15 protein-coding genes are annotated in these 17,119 nt (G+C 68.8%); 6 read left to right on the forward strand and 9 right to left on the reverse strand.

Annotated features, from left to right (window positions below; translation table 11 throughout):
- Positions 1-119: 119 nt before the first annotated feature.
- Positions 120-746, forward strand: coding sequence for a hypothetical protein (locus tag ROV93_RS06935; RefSeq protein WP_061479990.1), 627 nt, complete (start codon positions 120-122; stop codon positions 744-746).
- Between the two features lie 82 nt (positions 747-828).
- On the forward strand, positions 829-1,221 hold the full coding sequence (locus ROV93_RS06940; protein ID WP_072167543.1) for a diacylglycerol kinase: 393 nt from the start codon (positions 829-831) through the stop codon (positions 1,219-1,221).
- A gap of 50 nt (positions 1,222-1,271) precedes the next feature.
- On the opposite strand, the gene ROV93_RS06945 is transcribed toward ROV93_RS06940, so the two are convergent.
- Entirely contained in the window at positions 1,272-2,195 is a 924-nt protein-coding gene (locus ROV93_RS06945; RefSeq protein WP_072167542.1) for a M14 family metallocarboxypeptidase, read from the reverse strand.
- A gap of 147 nt (positions 2,196-2,342) precedes the next feature.
- On the opposite strand from ROV93_RS06945, the gene ROV93_RS06950 reads away from it, so the two are divergent.
- Genes ROV93_RS06950 through ROV93_RS06965 form a run of 4 tightly spaced genes read left to right on the forward strand, consistent with a single transcriptional unit; the run spans position 2,343 to position 6,264 of the window.
- A complete protein-coding gene (locus ROV93_RS06950) occupies positions 2,343-2,996 on the forward strand; it encodes a DUF3348 family protein (protein ID WP_072167541.1) in 654 nt (217 codons plus the stop codon).
- 10 nt (positions 2,997-3,006) lie between these two features.
- Positions 3,007-5,271, forward strand: a complete 2,265-nt coding sequence (locus ROV93_RS06955; RefSeq protein ID WP_312539001.1) for a DUF802 domain-containing protein — start codon at positions 3,007-3,009, stop codon at positions 5,269-5,271.
- A complete protein-coding gene (locus ROV93_RS06960; RefSeq protein WP_072167539.1) occupies positions 5,268-5,906 on the forward strand; it encodes an OmpA family protein in 639 nt (212 codons plus the stop codon). The genes ROV93_RS06955 and ROV93_RS06960 overlap by 4 nt, the downstream gene beginning before the upstream one ends.
- Positions 5,896-6,264, forward strand: coding sequence for a DUF2894 domain-containing protein (locus ROV93_RS06965; protein WP_072167538.1), 369 nt, complete (start codon positions 5,896-5,898; stop codon positions 6,262-6,264). The genes ROV93_RS06960 and ROV93_RS06965 overlap by 11 nt, the downstream gene beginning before the upstream one ends.
- A gap of 630 nt (positions 6,265-6,894) precedes the next feature.
- On the opposite strand, the gene ROV93_RS06970 is transcribed toward ROV93_RS06965, so the two are convergent.
- The 8 genes from ROV93_RS06970 to ROV93_RS07005 all read right to left on the reverse strand — a co-directional run bounded on the left by ROV93_RS06970 (position 6,895) and on the right by ROV93_RS07005 (position 17,072).
- The gene (locus tag ROV93_RS06970) at positions 6,895-7,341 is read right to left on the reverse strand and encodes a transposase (RefSeq protein ID WP_072167537.1); all 447 of its coding nucleotides are present in this window, start codon (positions 7,339-7,341) and stop codon (positions 6,895-6,897) included.
- A 170-nt stretch (positions 7,342-7,511) separates the two neighbouring features.
- Positions 7,512-8,270, reverse strand: a complete 759-nt coding sequence (locus ROV93_RS06975) for a 2,3-dihydro-2,3-dihydroxybenzoate dehydrogenase (RefSeq protein ID WP_072167536.1) — start codon at positions 8,268-8,270, stop codon at positions 7,512-7,514.
- Positions 8,261-12,151: an enterobactin synthase subunit F gene (locus ROV93_RS06980; RefSeq protein ID WP_312539003.1), complete on the reverse strand. Its 3,891-nt coding sequence runs from the start codon at positions 12,149-12,151 to the stop codon at positions 8,261-8,263. Before ROV93_RS06980 ends, ROV93_RS06975 begins: the two co-directional genes overlap by 10 nt.
- Positions 12,148-12,405, reverse strand: coding sequence for a phosphopantetheine-binding protein (locus tag ROV93_RS06985; RefSeq protein WP_072167534.1), 258 nt, complete (start codon positions 12,403-12,405; stop codon positions 12,148-12,150). The genes ROV93_RS06980 and ROV93_RS06985 overlap by 4 nt, the downstream gene beginning before the upstream one ends.
- The gene (locus tag ROV93_RS06990; protein WP_049465418.1) at positions 12,405-13,037 is read right to left on the reverse strand and encodes an isochorismatase family protein; all 633 of its coding nucleotides are present in this window, start codon (positions 13,035-13,037) and stop codon (positions 12,405-12,407) included. Before ROV93_RS06990 ends, ROV93_RS06985 begins: the two co-directional genes overlap by 1 nt.
- Positions 13,037-14,689, reverse strand: coding sequence for an AMP-binding protein (locus ROV93_RS06995; RefSeq protein WP_072167533.1), 1,653 nt, complete (start codon positions 14,687-14,689; stop codon positions 13,037-13,039). The genes ROV93_RS06990 and ROV93_RS06995 overlap by 1 nt, the downstream gene beginning before the upstream one ends.
- Positions 14,686-15,879, reverse strand: coding sequence for an isochorismate synthase (locus tag ROV93_RS07000; RefSeq protein WP_072167532.1), 1,194 nt, complete (start codon positions 15,877-15,879; stop codon positions 14,686-14,688). The genes ROV93_RS06995 and ROV93_RS07000 overlap by 4 nt, the downstream gene beginning before the upstream one ends.
- Positions 15,876-17,072 carry an MFS transporter gene (locus ROV93_RS07005; RefSeq protein ID WP_072167531.1) on the reverse strand — a complete coding sequence of 399 codons (1,197 nt, stop codon included), beginning with the start codon at positions 17,070-17,072 and terminating at the stop codon, positions 15,876-15,878. Before ROV93_RS07005 ends, ROV93_RS07000 begins: the two co-directional genes overlap by 4 nt.
- Positions 17,073-17,119 lie beyond the last annotated feature (47 nt).

The raw sequence follows: 17,119 nt of genomic DNA on the forward strand, positions 1-17,119 counted from the left end.
GCACCTCACTCCTCCCCAGGACTTCTCGGTGATCTATTCGATCCGCGATTCACGCAGCCCGGCCGATTGAGCGATCTGTCAGACTGGCGCACACCTTTCGTCCATGCCCGCCAGACCCGATGACCCGCATTGCCGACCTCAGCGCCGACCAGCTCGCGCACCATGCCCTCAACATCTTCATCGCCCAGGGCCGTCACGTCGAAGGTGCGCGGGTGATCTACCGGGCGCTGCAGCTGGACCCGCATCATCCCGGTGCCCTGCGCTGCCTGAGCGATTTCCTGGCCCACGAGGGCACCGAGCCCTTCGCGGCGGCCACGCTGGAGCACGCCCTGTCCGGCGCCGTTCCACTGAATGACGATGCGCGCCGGATGCTGGATGACCTGCGTTTCCTCGACATCTGGTCCTGGGGATTCTCGCGGCACGTCTCTGGCGAAGCCAACCTCAACGGTGATGCCTTCCAGCGGCGCGAGGACTTCGTCTTCGATGGGCCGGCCTATGCGGCCTTCCTCAACACGGTCACCGAGCCGGCCGGTTCATTGCAGGGCGCCTTCCAGGCCGCAGTCCGCATCTGCGGGCTGATGTCCGGCCTGCTGCGCCATGCGGAGAAGGACAATCCGGCGTTCGATGACGTGCTGCGATCCTCCGCCTTCGTCGAGACCGAGGCGTACCCGGCATGGTTGGCCTCGCCGACGGATGAGCTGGACGCCCTCGACCAGGCCATCCAGGCGCAGCGCCAAGGCGGCTGAAGGAAAATCCAACGGGCGTCCGACGCCTTCCCGACGCCTGCATGCACATCCTGTCGTGAGGTCAACTCATGGCAGGACCGGCATGCAGCCACTTCACCCCAGGGACAGCGGCAAGTACCCGCACGGCAAGACCGGGCTTCGCCGTATCTTCCATACGCTGATCCATTCGCGCGATGGCTTCATTGCCACCTTCCGTGGCGAAGCAGCCTTCCGGCAGCTGTTGCTGCTGCATGCACTGCTGATCGCCACCGCGTTCCTGCTGGACATCAGCAGGGTCGAACGCGCCGTGGTGCTGGCGGCCTGCTTCATCAGCCTGCTGGTGGAACTGCTCAACTCGGCCATCGAAGCGGTGGTCGACCGCATCTCGCTTGACCACCACCCACTATCCAAGAACGCCAAGGACATGGGCAGCGCCGCACAGACCACCGCGCTGCTGATGGTCGGTACGGTGTGGGGCGTGATCCTGCTGGGCTAGCGCACGCCCGACCCGCCGGGCAGGGCCCGGCGCTACCTCGTGTTGATGCGCTACTGCGCCGCCAGGGCGAAATCCAGGCCGGCGCACACCGCCGCCACCTGGGCGTCGTTGCATTCCTGCGGGTTGGTGCGCGGGCTGTCCGGGTAGACCTCGGTGGTGGTGGCAAAGCGTGCGTCGGTGAAGCCGGCGCAGGCGCCGATCGAACGCGACTCGCCCCAGACCACGCCCGGCGACTGCAGCGGCAGGCCGACCAGGTTGCCGTCGGCATCGGCCGGAGCGATGTGGGTGATGGGCGCCACTGCGGCGATCAGGGCCTTCTGGAACTCGGCCTGCGGGTCTTCGCTGTTGCCGATCACATAGAAGCCATCGGGAATCGTGTCGCGCTCGAACGGCTTGCCGTCGCGGGCGCAACGCGCCGGATCGAACTCGTGCAGGTCGCTGTCGGTGGTTTCGTGCAGGTCCAGGTGCACCAGCAGGTTCGGCTTGCGCTCGGCCACCCAGCGCATCAGGGCGGCCGCTTCCTCGATCTGGCCACCGTCACGGAAGCTGCGGTTCGGATCGATCGCATCCGGGTTCCAGCGCTGGATGCGCTCGTAGCCCCACGGGCTGACGCACGGCGCCACGATCAGGTTCAGCCGACCCAGGTAACGCTCGGCCTGCTGTTCCAGGAACTGCAGGGCGCCGTGCACGCCGCTGGTCTCGTAGCCATGTACGCCGCCGGTGATCAGCGCGGTCGGCAGCGCCGGGTTCCAGTCGTGGTTGACCACCGCGAACAGCGGATAATGGTCCGGCGCATAGTCCAGCTGGCCGTACTGGATCACGTCGAAAACGCTGTCGTCCAGGCGTTCGAGGGCGGCCACCACGTCATCGTGGTAGCTGCGCTGGCGCTGCTGGCGGGCCCGCCACTGTGCGCGTTCCACGTCGCCCCAGGGCTGTCCGGGGGTGCCGATCGGGTAGAACTGCGCAACAGTCATGGGGGTACTCCAAGGGTCGAGCGGGTGGATGCAGCCGGACATTCTAAGCCTTGTCGCGCCTGCAGGTACCGCCCCCCCACGCCCCGCCTTCATCCAGCCGGGGTCATCTGGCTGTAAAATCAGCGGTTTTTGGCCCCTCACCCCTTGATGGCGAACGCAGCGCAGCCGGTCCTGGGTGGACCGGAGTTCCTCCGCCTGCTCGCCCGTCTCAGCGACGGCGCGATGCCGGCCAGCAGTCCCGCTCTGACCGATCGCCTCGGCCAGTGGGTGGACTGGAGCCGTGCCGTGGCCCTGTCCGGCGCGTTGGGCGGACGCCTGCCCGAGCCCGGCGAAGCTGCCGAGGGGGCCGAGGATGTACTGGCCGACTGCGCCCAGGCCCATGCCAGCCTGCTGGCCTCGATCCGCGAGGACGCCGAGGCCGAGCGCCTGCTGGACCTGGCCGAGGCGACTGCCGCACCCAATTTCGCTTCGCTGCGCCAGCGCTACCGGGTGCTGCAGCAGGCCATCCAGACCGCCACCGGGCGCCTGCGCGGCCGCCTGCGCGACCAGCTGGTACAGGTCTCGCCGGAGCTGGCGCGACTGGCCGAGGTTGATGCGGTGATGGAACAGACCCTCACCCCGCGCGAGCACAGCCTGCTGGCCACCGCGCCGGCGGTGCTCGGCGCCCGTTTTGAACGCGTGCATGGCCAGCCCGGCTGGCGCGCGGCCTTCCGCCATGACATGCGCACGCTGCTGCTCGCCGAGCTGCAGCTGCGCTTCCACCCGATCGAAGGGCTGCAAGACGCCCTGCGCTCCCACTGACCGGAACACCATGTCCAGAACTGCTCTCCATGTCGTTGTTTTCCTTGTCGGCCTGCTGGCCGTGTGCTGGATCGGCATTGGCTACGTTTCGGTGCATCCGCTGGGTGCAGCGGTGGCGGCAATCATCGCGGCCTGCTACATCGCCGGCGGCGTGGAGCTGTACCGCTACCGCCAGGCCAGCAACGGCCTGCGCGCCGCACTGAACGACCTGTCCAGCGCAAAGGAAGGCCTCGCCCCCTGGCTGGAGCGCGTGCCGATGGGCCTGCGCAACGCCGTGCGCCTGCGCGTGGAAGGCGAGCGCACTGCCCTGCCCGCGCCGGTGCTGACCCCGTACCTGGTCGGCCTGCTGGTGCTGCTGGGTATGCTCGGCACCCTGCTGGGCATGATGGACACGCTGCGTGGCACCGGCCTGGCCCTGCAGAGCGCGACCGACATGGCCGCGATCCGCGGCTCGCTGGCCTCGCCGGTGCAGGGCCTGGCGGTGGCCTTCGGTACCTCGATCGCCGGCGTGGCCAGCTCGGCGATGCTCGGTCTGTTGGCCGCGCTGCTGCGCCGCGACCGCCTGCAGGCCGTGCAGCAGCTGGACCGCGCCATTGCCGGCGACCTGCACCCGTATTCGCAGGCCTGGCAGCGCGCCGAATCCCTGCGCCTGCTGCAGGCACAGTCCGCCGCGCTGCCGGCGCTGGTCGACCGCCTGCAGGCGATGACCAGCACCTTTGAACAGCACAGTGCGGCCGCCAATGAGCGCCTGCTGGCAGGCCAGGCCGAGTTCCTGACGCAGAGCCAGGCGCTGCAGGAACGCCTGGCCCTGTCGCTGCAGCAGTCGCTGCGCGAAGGTGCCGAAGCCAGTGCCGCGGCCATCGGTGGCGCGCTGCAGCCGATGGCCGAGACCACCCTGGCCGGTCTGGCTCACCATGGCGAAGCGTTGCATGCCCGTGTCGAGCGGGCCGTGCAACAGCAGCTGGCGGGCCTGAGCGACGGTTTCGAACGCAGCCGGGTCGCCACCGAAGCCAGCTGGGCCAAGGTGGTGAGTGAACAGACCCAGGCGCAGCAGGCGCTGGTGAGTGATCTGCGCCAGCACCTGCAGGCCTTCAGCGATGGCCAGGGCACGCATGCCGAAGCGTTGATCGCGCGCATCGGCGAGCGCCTGCAGGCCGATGCACAGAGCAATGCAGACGTCTTGCGTGCCGCCGCCGAGCAGCAGCAGGCCCTCAACAGCGCGCTGGTCGAGCGCCAGCAGCAGGCGTTGATCGCCGCCAGCGAACATCTGGATGCGCGTGCGCAGGCGCTGCTGCAGGCACTGGAACAGCAGCACAGCGCCAACCAGTCACTGCTGCAGGATCATGAAGCGCAGCGCTCGCAGCAGTGGCAGGCCGCGCAGGCCGCCGCCGCGACTGCGCACGCCGAACTGCAGGCCAGCCTGGAAAGCCGCGAGCAGCAGCGCCAAGCGCGCTGGGACGCGGTCAGCGCCGAGTTGCAGCAGGCCCACGCCGCCCTGCAGGCGCAACTGCAGGCTGGCGACGAACAGCGCCTGCAGCGCTGGAGTGATGCCCTGCAGCACGTTTCCACTGAGCTGGCCGAGCGCCTGCAGGCCAATGGCGAACGCCTGGCTGCGCAGCAGCAACAGGTCTGCGACACGCTGGCGGCCACCGCACAGCAGATCGGCGAGAACGGTCGCGCGCAGGCCAGTGCCACGCTGGCCGAAGTGTCCACCCTGCTGCAGACCGCCGCGGCCGCGCCGAAGGCTGCGGCCGACGTCATCAACGAGCTGCGCAGTACGCTGTCCGAAAGCCTGGTGCGCGACAACGCGATGCTGGAAGAGCGCGGCCGCCTGCTGGCCACCGTGCAGACCCTGCTCGATGCGATCAACCACGCATCGCACGAACAGCGCACCGCGGTGGACGCACTGGTTGGCGGTTCGGCCGAGCTGCTGGAGCGTGTCGGCAACCGCTTTACCGATCATATCGCCGCCGAGACCGGCAAGCTGGATGGCATTGCGGCAGCACTTACCGGCAGCGCGGGTGACGTCGGCCAGCTGGCCGGCGCCTTCGGTGAAGCGGTCGCGCAGTTCGGCAGTGCCGCCACCGAGCTTTCCGGCCGCCTGGAACAGATCGGTGGTGCACTGGATGCCTCGCTGGCCCGAAGCGATGAGCAACTGGCTTACTACGTAGCGCAGGCGCGCGAGGTGGTCGACCTCAGCCTGCTGTCGCAGAAGCAGGTGATGGAAGAACTGCAGCAGCTGGCCACACGCCGCGGCAAGGCCGGCAGCGCATGAGCGACGAGCTGGAGGTCGATGGCGGCTCGCACGCGCCGATCTGGGCCGCCTTCGGCGACCTGATGTCGGTGCTGCTGGGTGCGTTCGTGCTGATCCTGGTGGGTGTGGTCGCGGTGCAGCTGGAGCTGTCGCAGCGGCTGGAGCAGGAAGTGAAGCAGCGCCAGGCCGAGGCCAAGCGCCTGCAGACGCTGGAGCAAGCGTTGGCCGGACCGCTGGCGGCCGGCCGCGTGACGCTGGTGAATGGCCGCATCGGCATCAGCGGCAGCGTGCTGTTCGCGCTCAACTCCGACCAGCTGCAGCCGGAAGGCCAGGAGCTGCTGCGCAGCCTGGCCGCACCGCTGGCCGCCTATCTGGGCAGCCGCGAAGAGATCCTGATGGTCAGCGGCTTCACCGACGATGCGCCCGTGCGCGAAGGCAACCGCCGCTTTGCTGACAACTGGGAGCTGTCCGCGCAGCGCTCGCTGACCGTGACCCGCACCCTGATCGCCGATGGCGTACCGGCCGACGCCGTGTTCGCCGCCGCGTTCGGCAGCGAGCAGCCGGTCAGTTCCAACGCCAATGAGGAAGGCCGCGCGCGCAATCGCCGCGTGGAAATCGCGCCGATTCCCAAGCCCAAGGCGGCGGATGGCAAGTAAACCGCCCGCCCTGGAAGGCCTGCGCGCATTGGTGCGTGACCTCGATGCGGGGTCGCGCTCGCTGCCGCATTACCCGCAGGTGCCGATGCTGCAACAGGCGCAGCGCGAATGGTCGGAGCTGCGCAGCGAACTGCAGGTGCGCCGCTCGCTACGCGCCGAGGCCCCGGCCGATGGCGGCCCGCTGAACTCGGCGGTACTGGTGCAACGCATGCTCGACACGATGCAGGCCACCAGCCCCGGCTACCTGCGCCACTTCATCGACTATGTGGACACCTTGTCCTGGCTGCAGGCGCTGCAGGACAGCGCCGCCAGCGGCGGTGATACCACAAAGCCAAAGCGTACGCGCAAGCCGCGCTGAACACTGAATGGTAGTGCCGGTCGCCGGCCGGCAGCTACGCATCTCAGCGCAGGTCATGTGGTTGCCGGCCAGCGGCCGGCACTACCATCGAGGGTGCTCTGTGCGCCGGAACGCGATCTGCGCTGCGCGTCGGCTCTGCTGTGGTAGTGCCGGCCGCTGGCCGGCATCACATCCAGGCCGACCACGGCCGAAGCGCGCGCAGGCGGCGCTGAACAGCGAATGGCCGCGCTGAACATTGAATGATGGTGCCGGCCGCTGGCCGGCAGCTACGCATCTCTGCGCGGGTCATGTGGTTGCCGGCCAGCGGCCGGCACTACCATCGAGGGTGCTCTGTGCGCCGGAACGCGATCTGCGCTGCGCTTCGGTTCTGCTGTGGTAGTGCCGGCCGCTGGCCGGCATCACATCCCGGCCGACCACGGCCGAAGCGCGCGCAGGCGGCGCTGAACAGCGAATGGTCGCGCTGAACATTGAATGATGGTGCCGGCCGCTGGCCGGCAGCTACGCATCTCTGCGCGGGTCATGTGGTTGCCGGCCAGCGGCCGGCACTACCATCGAGGGTGCTCTGTGCGCCGGAACGCGATCTACGCTGCGCGTCGGTTCTGCTGTGGTGGTGCCGGCCGCTGGCCGGCATCACATCCAGGCCGACCACGCATAGGGATACTCGCCAATCTGTCCAGCGAGACCGGCGCGTACCGGATTCCCCAGGATGTACAACGCCTGCCGCGCCAGCGACTCTTCGGTCCTCAATGCATGATCGAAGTAGCCGGGCTGCCACACCGTGCTTCGACGGCCCGCCAGGCGATTCAGGGCAAGCGCGCTCGACGACTTCATCCGGCGCGCGATGTCGGGAAGGTCAGCTGCACGCAGCTCGAACATCCAGTGGACGTGATCCGGCATGACGACCCATGCGTGTGACCGTACGAGCCCGCGCTGTTCGATGCAATCGAACTGATCGATTACACATGCTGCCGAAGCATCGCTTTCAAAGAGCCTGCGGCGCTGATGCGTGGTGGTGGTCAGAACGTAGGCCTGGCCAATGATCGAGCGACGGCCCAGGCGGAGGCGATGGCTGCTCATGCGCCATGGTGGGTCGATCATTGGGCGCTGGCTGTCGGGCCAAGCCTCGATGGGGGCTGGGAGATGTCTGAAGCTGAATGAGGTTGCCGGCCAGCGGCCGGCACTACCGGGGGCTATGGACTACCGGCCAGCGGCCGGCACTACCGTTGCCGGGCAGCGGCGGTCGGGGCTCAGCCGCGCAGGGTGGCGCCACCGTCCACGTACAGGTCGCTCATCGCTACGTGCCCGGCCTGCTCGGAGAGCAGGAACATCACCGAGTGCGCGATGTCCTCGGGGGTGGCCAGCTTGCGCAGCGGAATGCCGGCCTTGTAGGTCTCCAGGTTGCCGGCGATCACCCGTTCGGCGCCGTGCTCGTCCTGCCACATGCCGGTCTGCATCGGGGTCAGCGTCGAGCCCGGGGCGACGATGTTGCAGCGGATGCCCAACGGCGCCAGCTCCAGCCCGAGGCAGCGGGTGAACATCGTGGCGGCGGCCTTGGATGCCGCATAGGCGGCCATGCCATGCCTCGGCACACCGGCCGCATTCGAGCTGACGGTAACCATCGCGCCCTGCCCGCGCGGCGACATCACCCGCGCCAGGGCACGCCCGACATGGAACACCCCGTCGGTGTTCACCGCGAACACCCGGCGCCAGTCGTCATCGCCGGTCTCGGTCACGCCGCCCACATGCAGCACACCGGCCACGCTGGCGCCCAGCATGATCGGCCCGATGCTGGACTCGACCTGATCCACCAAGCCGTCCACGGCGGCACTGTCGGTCACGTCGAGTGCGAAGGTATGCACACGCACATCTGCCGTAACAGGCGCCTCGCGATCGGTCGCCACCACGGTGCAACCGGCCTCGGCCAGTAACCGTACCAGTGCCTCGCCGATGCCGCCGGCAGCGCCGGTGACCAGCGCCACGCGGCCTTCAAAGCCGGTCAACTGCATGTTGCGATCTCCTGTTGCTCGTCCCATTGGCGCAACCGCGCCGACAACCACGGCGCCAGCTGCGCCACCGCATCGCGGCCGGTCAGTTCTGCATGCAGGAACGGCAGTTCCAACGACTGCACCCTACGCGCGTGTGCCCGCCACAACGCCGACTGCAACTGTGGCCGCGCCTGGTGATCCCGGCCCGCACGCACATGCACCAGCGTGCCATCGAACGGCCGGTGGATATGCTCACGGATCAGTCGATTGGTGCCGGTCACGGCGCGCACCACGCCATCCAGCACGACATCCGGCAGGCTACCCAGCGCACTGCCACCACGACGCAGGAACGCGAGAATGCGCTCCTGGCTGTCCAGTTCCGGATGCGCATCCGGGTCATGCCCGGCAATCGCCAGCAGTGCCCGCAATGCGGCGATGGCATCGGGTTCCGGCTCGGCCCGCCAGCACTCGCTGGGATAGGCGTCCAGCAGTACCAGTTCGCCGACCTCGCGCCCGATCTCATGCAGTCGCACCGCCATTGCCTGCGCGAGGATGCCACCCACCGACCAGCCCAGCAGGTGTACCGGCCCCTTTGGCTGCAATGCAACCACGCGCTGTACGTAGTCGCTGGCCATCGCCTCGATGCTGCTCGGCAGCGGCTGCCGCGCGTCCAGTGCCGGCGACTGCAGGCCATATACCGGGCGTGCCGGCTGCAGTGCCCGGGCCAGGGTGCGGTAGTTCCAGGCGATGCCGCCGGCCGGGTGCAGCACGAACAGCGGCGTAGGCCCGGCAGCGTCGGTCGCGGCCAGCGCGATCACCGGCCCCAGTGCGTGATCGGCCAGCGCGGGTGGCTCGGCAATGCGAACCGCCAGCGCGGCCACGGTGGGCTGGGCAAACAACGCCCCCAGACCGAGATCGCAGCGCCAGCGCTGTTCGATCGCCAGCAGCAGGTGCACCGCCGACAGTGAGTCACCGCCGAGACTGAAGAAATCCGCATCCACAGCCACCGGCGCTTCTCGCCCGAGTGCCTGGGCAAACAGCGACGCCAGCTTCTGTTCCAACGGCGTGCGCGGCGCCAATCCGGCGACCTCATGTTGTGATGGTTTCGGCAACGCGTTGCGGTCGAGCTTGCCGTTGGCGGTCACCGGCCAGTGGTCCACGCCGACAAACGCCGAGGGCACCATGTAGTCCGGCACACGCGTGGCCAAATGGCTGCGCAGCATCACGGCATCGGCAAGCGCAGTCGGCACATACGCCACCAGACGCGCGTCGCCGGGCGCATCCTGGCGCAGCAGCACTTCCACCCGCTCCATGCCCGGCAGTTCGCGCAAAGCCGCCTCGATCTCGCCCAACTCGATGCGCAGGCCGCGCAGTTTCACCTGATGGTCGCTGCGGCCCAGGTACTCCACCGCGCCATCGCTGCGCCAGCGCGCTATGTCGCCGGTGCGGTAGATTCGCTCGCCCGCCAGGAAAGGATCGGCAAGGAAGCGTTCGGCAGTCAGGTCCTCGCGACCGAGATAGCCGCGCGCCAGCTGCACACCGCCCAGATAAAGGTCACCGGCCACACCGACCGGCACCGGCTGCATCCGCGCGTCCAGCACGTAAAGTCGGGTATTCCAGACCGGGAAGCCGATCGGCACCGGCCGCGATCGATCCTGCGCCGACGCCGGCCAGTAGCTGACGTCCACCGCGGCTTCGGTCGGGCCATACAGGTTGTGCAGCTCGGCGTGCATGCGCGCGTGGAAGCGGTCGCGCAACGCGGCGTCCAGCGCCTCGCCACTGGTGAATACCCGTCGCTGCTGCAGGCCTTCGGAGGCCGGTGCAGCGAGGAAGGCATCGAGCATCGACGGCACGAAATGCGCCGTGGTGATGCCATGGCCACGGATCAAGCGGGCCAGTTCAGTGGGGTCGCGATGCGCATCGGGCCCGGCAATCACCAGCGTTGCCCCGCACAGCAACGGCAGGAAGAACTCCCAGACCGACACATCGAAGGTGGCCGGGGTCTTCTGCAGCACGCGGTCATCGGCGCGGATGCCGTAGTGCTCGCGCATCCACAGCAGGCGGTTGACGATGGCGCGGTGTTCGATGACCACGCCCTTCGGCTCGCCGGTCGAACCGGAGGTATAGATCACATAGGCCGCATCGCTGGGCGCCGGATCGGCCCAGGACGCAGCGAAGCTCAGCGCGGCCCACTGCTCCGGCGCGAGCACCGGTACGCCGGCCATGCGCGCCGAAACCTCGGACGCAGCCAGTACGCACACAGGCTGTGCCGAGGCGAGGATGCGCGCCAGCCGCTCATCGGGATGGGCAAGGTCCAGCGGAAGATAGGCCGCGCCTGCGCGCAGCACCGCGACCAGCGCGATCACCAGCTCCAGCGAGCGCGGCAATGCCACCGCCACCACGCTGCCCGGGCCGACATCCATCGCCCGCAGCTGTGCCGCCAGCGCGAAACTGCGCGCTTCCAGCGTCGCGTAATCCAGCGTCGCATCGCCGAACACCAGCGCAGGCGTGTGCGGGTCCCGATCCATGCCCTGCTGCAGCAATTCAACCAAGGTGGTCTCAGGAAGCGCGTGCGCGGTGGCGTTGAAACCCTGCAGCACCTGTTGCGCCTCCATGGGCGTCGCCAAGGGTACGGTTTCGATATCGTTAGCCTGCAGCGCCGCCGACACGAAATGCAGCAGCCTCACCGCGTGCGCCTCGACATCCTCGCGACTGTACAGCGCGGGATTGGCCTCGATCTCCAGATCCAGCAGGTGCTGGCCATCGCCACGGAAACCCAGCGCCAGGTCATCCACCGGCCCGGTGCACAGCACCTCCAGCGTCGCCTGCACGTCGGTCAGCGCCAGCGGCCTGTAGAACGGCTGCACGTTCACCAATGGACCATGCAGGCGCTGCTGCGTGCCGACCAGGCCCAGGTCCCGGCGCAGCTGCTCGCCCCGGTAGCGGCCGTGCCTGCGGCCTTGACTGAGCTGGCGACCCAGGCCCCGGGCAAAGGCCTCGACGCTGCCCTCGCCGGCCGCCACGCGCAGCGGCAACACATTCATCACCATCGCCGGCACCCGCGCCGACGCGTTGCCCAACCGCCCCATGTAGGGCACGCCCAGCACCACTTCATCGGCGCCACTCATCCGCCGCAGGTACTCGGCCGCCAGCGCGACCAGCACATCCGGCCAGGGCTGCAGCCAACGCACCGAAGCCTGCAGCAACAGCTCACGGAATGCCGCATCGAGCGGCTGCACCCAGCGCAGCGCGTCGTCACTGGCCGCGAGCGTGCCGGCCAGGCCTGCACCTGCCGGTGCGCCCTGCATGTGCTCGCGCCACCACTGCCCGGCCTGCACGCGGCGCGGATCGGCACGAAACGCGGCATCATCGGCCAGCACGCCCGCCAGCCCCGGCAGTGACTCACCGGTACGACCGGCATACAACGCGCACACCCGATCAGTGAACAGCGCCATGCCGTAGCCATCGGCCGCCAGATGATGCACGCGCAGGTACCAGACCCAGCGCAGGCCACCCAGATCGAACAGTACCTGCTGGCTGATCCGGTCGCGGGCGGGATCGACCGGGCTCAGCCGGTCGGCGTGCATCAGGTTGCGTGCCGCAGCGGCGGGATCCGCCTCGGTAGAAACATCGCGCACCGAAAGCAACGGCACGTGTGCCGGGTCATGCCACTGTAGTGGCTGGCCATCGGCACCTTCGGCAAAGCGCAATGCGAAAGCCTCGGCCTCGCGCGCAGCCTGGTCTGCGGCTGCGACGAACGCGGCCACGTCCAGCGGGCCGTCGATCCATACCGCGTGCGCGGTATTGAATGACGGATTGTCCGGTGCCAGCCGCTGTGCGAACCACAGCCCCGCCTGGGCCTCGGTCAACGCCACCGGCGTGGCCAGCGCTGCGGCGTTCATGCGTTCTGCGCGGCCTGCAGTTGCTGCACCACACCCCACCACCGGCGCAGCGTGGTGTGCTCGGCCAACTGCGAGAACTCCAGCGGCAGGCCAGTGTTGCCCCACGCCAGGACCAGGCCGAGCATGCGCATTGAATCCAGATCCAGGTCGATCAGGTTGTCGTCGTCCCCGATCTCGGCCGGCGTGCACTCCAGCACGCGCGCCACGTCGGCGCGCATCCGCTCCAGATCCAGCGCCTCACCCATGGCAGCCATCACAGCACCTCCAGCAGCTGATCGGTGGTCATCGGCACACCACAGGTGCGCGCGATCCAGTGCAGCGCCTGATCGTGATCGGCACGCGAGAAGTCCGCCACCGCATCGGCGGCGATGAAGGCCTCGATGTCACGCTGGAAGGCCTCGACGACGGTCGCGGTACAGCCGATATGGGCGTACACGCCGGTCACCAGCAGCTGATCACGCCCACGTACCCGCATCAGCGTCTCCAGGTTGCTGCGCTGGAAGGCGCTATAGCGATGCTTGACCAGCACATGCTCGCCCGGCTGCGGCGCCAGCGCCTCGATGATCGGCTCATGATCGGCGCTGCGACGCATGCCCGGTCCCCACAGGTCGGCCTGAAGGCCGCGGTCGCGACGGTCCTGGTCACCGTGCTGGGCGGTGTAGAACACCGGAATGCCCTGCGCGCGGCAGTGCGCCAGCAGGCGCACGATGTTGTCCACCGCCGGCCGCAAGGGCGTGCTGCCGGCGTCGAATGCCGCCAGGAAGTAGCGTTGCATGTCGTGCACCAGCAAAGCCACACGATCGCGCTGCGGGCGCCACGGGCCACGCGCCTGCGGTAGTTCGGCGGCGGTCGGCAAGGGATAGTCGGTGATACGGGGCAGCGCCATCAGCGCGTTCCTCCTGTCTGTTGCAGATGACGCGCACGCAGCTGCGCGCGCAATTCGCGGCGGCTGATCTTGCCGACCGCCGTGGTATTGAAACTGTCGACGAACACGATCTGGTCGGGCACCTTGAACGCCGCCAGGCCGCGCCCGCGCATCCAGGCCTTCAGTGCCGGCGCCTTGAACGGTTCGCCCTGCGGGATCACAAAGGCGCAGCTGCGCTCGCCCAGGTACTCGTCGGGAATCGAGACCACGGCCGCATCGAACACGCCCGGATGTGCCAGCAGGTGGTCCTCTATCTCTTCAGCAGAGATTTTCTCGCCCGCCCGGTTGATGTGGTCACCCGCACGCCCCTGTACCACCAGGTAGCCCCCGGGCAGCTGCTGCACGCGGTCACCGGTACGGTAGAAGCCGTCATCGGTGAACGAGCGCGCATTGGCCACCGCATCGTTGTGGTAGCCACGGATGGTGTACGGGCCACGGGTGAGCAGATGCCCCACCTCGCCTTCGGCCACCGGCTGGTCATGGTCATCGACCACGCGCACTTCGTCGTCCGGACTGATCGGCCGACCCTGGCAAGCCACGATCAGGTCCTCCGGATCATCCAGCCGCGTGTAGTTGACCAGGCCTTCGGCCATGCCAAACACCTGCTGCAGCGTGCAGCCAAGGCCGTCGATCACTCGCCGTGCGGCTTCCGGCACCAGTTTGGCACCGCCCACCTGCAGCACCTGCAGGCTCGACAGGTCATACTTGCTGGTGGCGGCGGCCTGCGCCCACAGCAGCGCCAGCGGCGGCACCAGGCCGCAGCAGGTCACCCGCTCCCGTGCGATCAGCGGGAATGCGGCGTCCGGCCCGGGGCCGGGGCTGAGCACCACGCGGGCACCGGCATACAACGCGCCGAAGAAGCCGGGCGAGCTCATCGGGAAATTGTGCGCGGCCGGCAGCGCGACCAGGTAGACGCTGTCGCGGTCGATGCCGCAGATTTCATTGCTGGCACGGAACGAATAGATGTAGTCGTCATGCGTGCGTGGAATCAGCTTGGACAGCCCGGTGCTCCCACCGGAAATCTGCAGGAACGCCACCGACTGCGGGTCCGGATCGGGCGGCAGCTGGCTGCGGTCACCCTGCAGCGCCTCCAGCGCGATGAACTCCGCCGCATCGCCGTCGATCACCACATGGCGCACTGCCGGGGCCTCGGCCTGTAGTGCCCGCGCCAGCCCGCGATGATCGAAGCCATCGTGCAGTGCCGTGGTGATGTAGGCACTGGCTTCGGCCTTGTTGGCGAAGTGCGCCAGCTCGGTGATGCGGTGCGCCGGCAGCGCGTACACCGGCACCAGGCCGGCCCGGAACAGGCCGCAGACCGTGGTGATGAAGCCTGCGGTGTTGCCCAGCTGCACCAGCACCCGTTCGCCAGGCTGCAGGCCCAGCGCCAGCAGGCCTGCACCGATCCGCCCGGCCTCGTGCCACAGCTGCGCATAGCTCAGGCGCACGTCGCCGGCGACCACCGCGATGTCATCGGCATAGCGTTCTGCACGTTCGCGCAGGAACGCCGGAAAGGTCTCGCCACGCCAATGACCGGCCTCGCGATAGCGCGCGATCAGGTCATCCGGCCACACCTGCTGCAGTGCCAGGCGGGAAGCGTCAGTGGAGGTAGTCATGCGGCAGGCTCGATCGCAGGCGCGGATTCATGGACACCCAACGCATTCAGCAGGGCAGCGAACTTCGCAGCGGTCTCGGCCACCTCGGCCTCGGGCTGCGAGTCGGCAACGATGCCGGCGCCGGCGAACAGGCGCAGCTGCATTCCCTGCAGGCGTGCGCAGCGGATTGCCACATACCAGTCGCCGTCACCCTGCGCGTCCAACCAGCCCACGGCGCCGGCATAGAAGCCGCGCGGTACCGGTTCCAGTTCGCGTATGCGCTGCAGCGCCGCCAACCGCGGCGTACCGCAGACGGCCGGCGTGGGATGCAGCTGCGCCAGCAGCTCGGCCGCCGATGTCTGCGGATCCTTCAGGGTGGCATGGATGCGGGTACCCAGATGCCACATGCTGGCGGTGGCATGCAGCGCCGGCCGCGGCTGTGCATCGATGTGGCTGCAGTACGGCGCCAGGCCGTCGACGATGGCCTCGACCACATGGCGGTGCTCGTCGTGGTCCTTGGTCGAGGCCAGCAGCGCCTGCGCGGCCTGCTCGTCCTCGGCAGCATTGGTGCTGCGCCGCGCGGAGCCCGCCAGCGGGTGCGACAACAGCTCGGCGCCGCGCTTGCGCAGCAGCAATTCCGGGGTTGCCCCCACCAGCCAGGCTGGCGCCTGACCCGGCGCCACCGGTAACGGCACCGCGTAGGTCGCCACCGAAGGATCCGCGCCCAGGCGGGCCAGCAGAACCTCCGGGGAAAGTGACTGCCGCGTGCGTGCCAGCAGGCTGCGCGCCAGCACCACCTTCTGGAGGTCCAGTTCGGGCGCGCGCAATGCCTGCACCGCCGCAGCCACCGACGCCGCGTACGCCTGCGCCGAAGGCTCGGCCTGCAGGGCACCCTCCAGCGCTGGCGCGGCCTGTGGCTGCAACGGCAGGGCCGGCAGCAGGCGCTCGGGCTGGTACAACGCGTCGTCCGCACGGGGTTCGAAAGGGACTGCGCCGACCAGCAGGCCCGGCCCACCGCGCTGCTGCTCGAAGAAGGACGCAACGCGCTCTGCCAACGTCGCCAGCGCACCGGCCGGCAGCGTGGCGCGGCAACCGCGTGCGTGCACGTGCTGGCCAGCGTGCCGCAGGAGGAACAGCGACGCGTCGTCGCTGCTCTCCTGCGGCGCGGGCGCGGCCTCCGGCCACGCGCCCTGCATCAGGGAATCGTTCATGGGGTCTCCTTCATCCGATGCGCTGCAGCCAGCGCGCACAGCAACAGCAGCAACGCGCCGACCAGGAGGTATGGCAGGCTGGGCCCGCCGCGATACACCAGCGTGCCGAGCATCGGCCCGGCCACCATGCCCAGTCCCTGCGCGGCAGCGACAGTACCGGCGGCGGCGCCCTGCTCGTGCGCCTCCACCGCGTCGGCGGCCAACGCCTGGAACGAAGGGAATACGAAGCCCATGCCGAATGCAGCCAGTGCGTAGGCCGCAGGCAGTTGCCAGGCCTGCTGCACGCCCGCCACCGAAGCAAAGCCGATGCCTGAGATCACGGCGCCGAGGACGATCCAGCGCCGCGGATGAACCTCCAGCTTCATCACCAGCGCCTGCGCCAGGATCAGGCCAACGCCGACCGCCGTCAGCGCGATGCCGGCCATGCGCGCACCGGCCGCCGCATCCAGTCCCAGCCGATCAATCGCGAAAAAGCCCACCGTCACCTGCGCGATGGTCACCGAGACCATGGCGGTGAACGCCGCCAGCTGCGGCAGGCGCAGGCGCGGGTCGAGGCACCTCATCGGCGCGCGGCGCTGGGCGGAAACGCCCATCACAGGCGGTGTGGCCGGCAGTCGCCAGGCCAGCAGCGCCAACGCCAGCAGTGGCAACAGTGCGGCTACATACAGCGCCAGCGACAGGTTCGTATAGGCCAGCCAACCCGCGGCAGCCGGGCCCAGCACCATGCCCAGTGCGTTGGCGCTGCCCAGGCGGGCGAGGAACTTCGCACGTTGCCCAGTCGGCGCCTTGTCGGCGATCAGCGCAGCTGCGGTAGGAGGCACCGCTGCGTAGAAAAGGCCGATCAGGCCGCGCGCAGCAACCAGCACCAGCACTGACACCAGCACCGGCGGCACTGCCTGCAGGGCCACGTCGATGAACACCGCCAGCGCGATGTAGACCACGGTGTAGGCACTCATCGCCAGCATCAGCACACGCTTGCGGCCGATGCGGTCGCTGAGCTTGCCCCAGGGGCGCGCGGCCAGCATCCACAACACGCCTGCGGCGGTGACTGACAGCCCGGCATGCCACTCGGACAAACCGAGCATGCGGACCACCGGGCCGATCACGGCGACGAAGGACATCATCGCCATGGTGCCGATCAGGGCAGCCAACACCAGCGCCGGCAAGCCGGGAACGACGGGACGTGCGTGCATGAAACACCAGCCGTAACAGGGAAGGATTGGCCGGACGCGCCTGCGCG

This window comes from Stenotrophomonas maltophilia group sp. msm4, from assembly GCF_032025605.1.
Classification (GTDB): Bacteria; Pseudomonadota; Gammaproteobacteria; order Xanthomonadales; family Xanthomonadaceae; genus Stenotrophomonas; species Stenotrophomonas sepilia.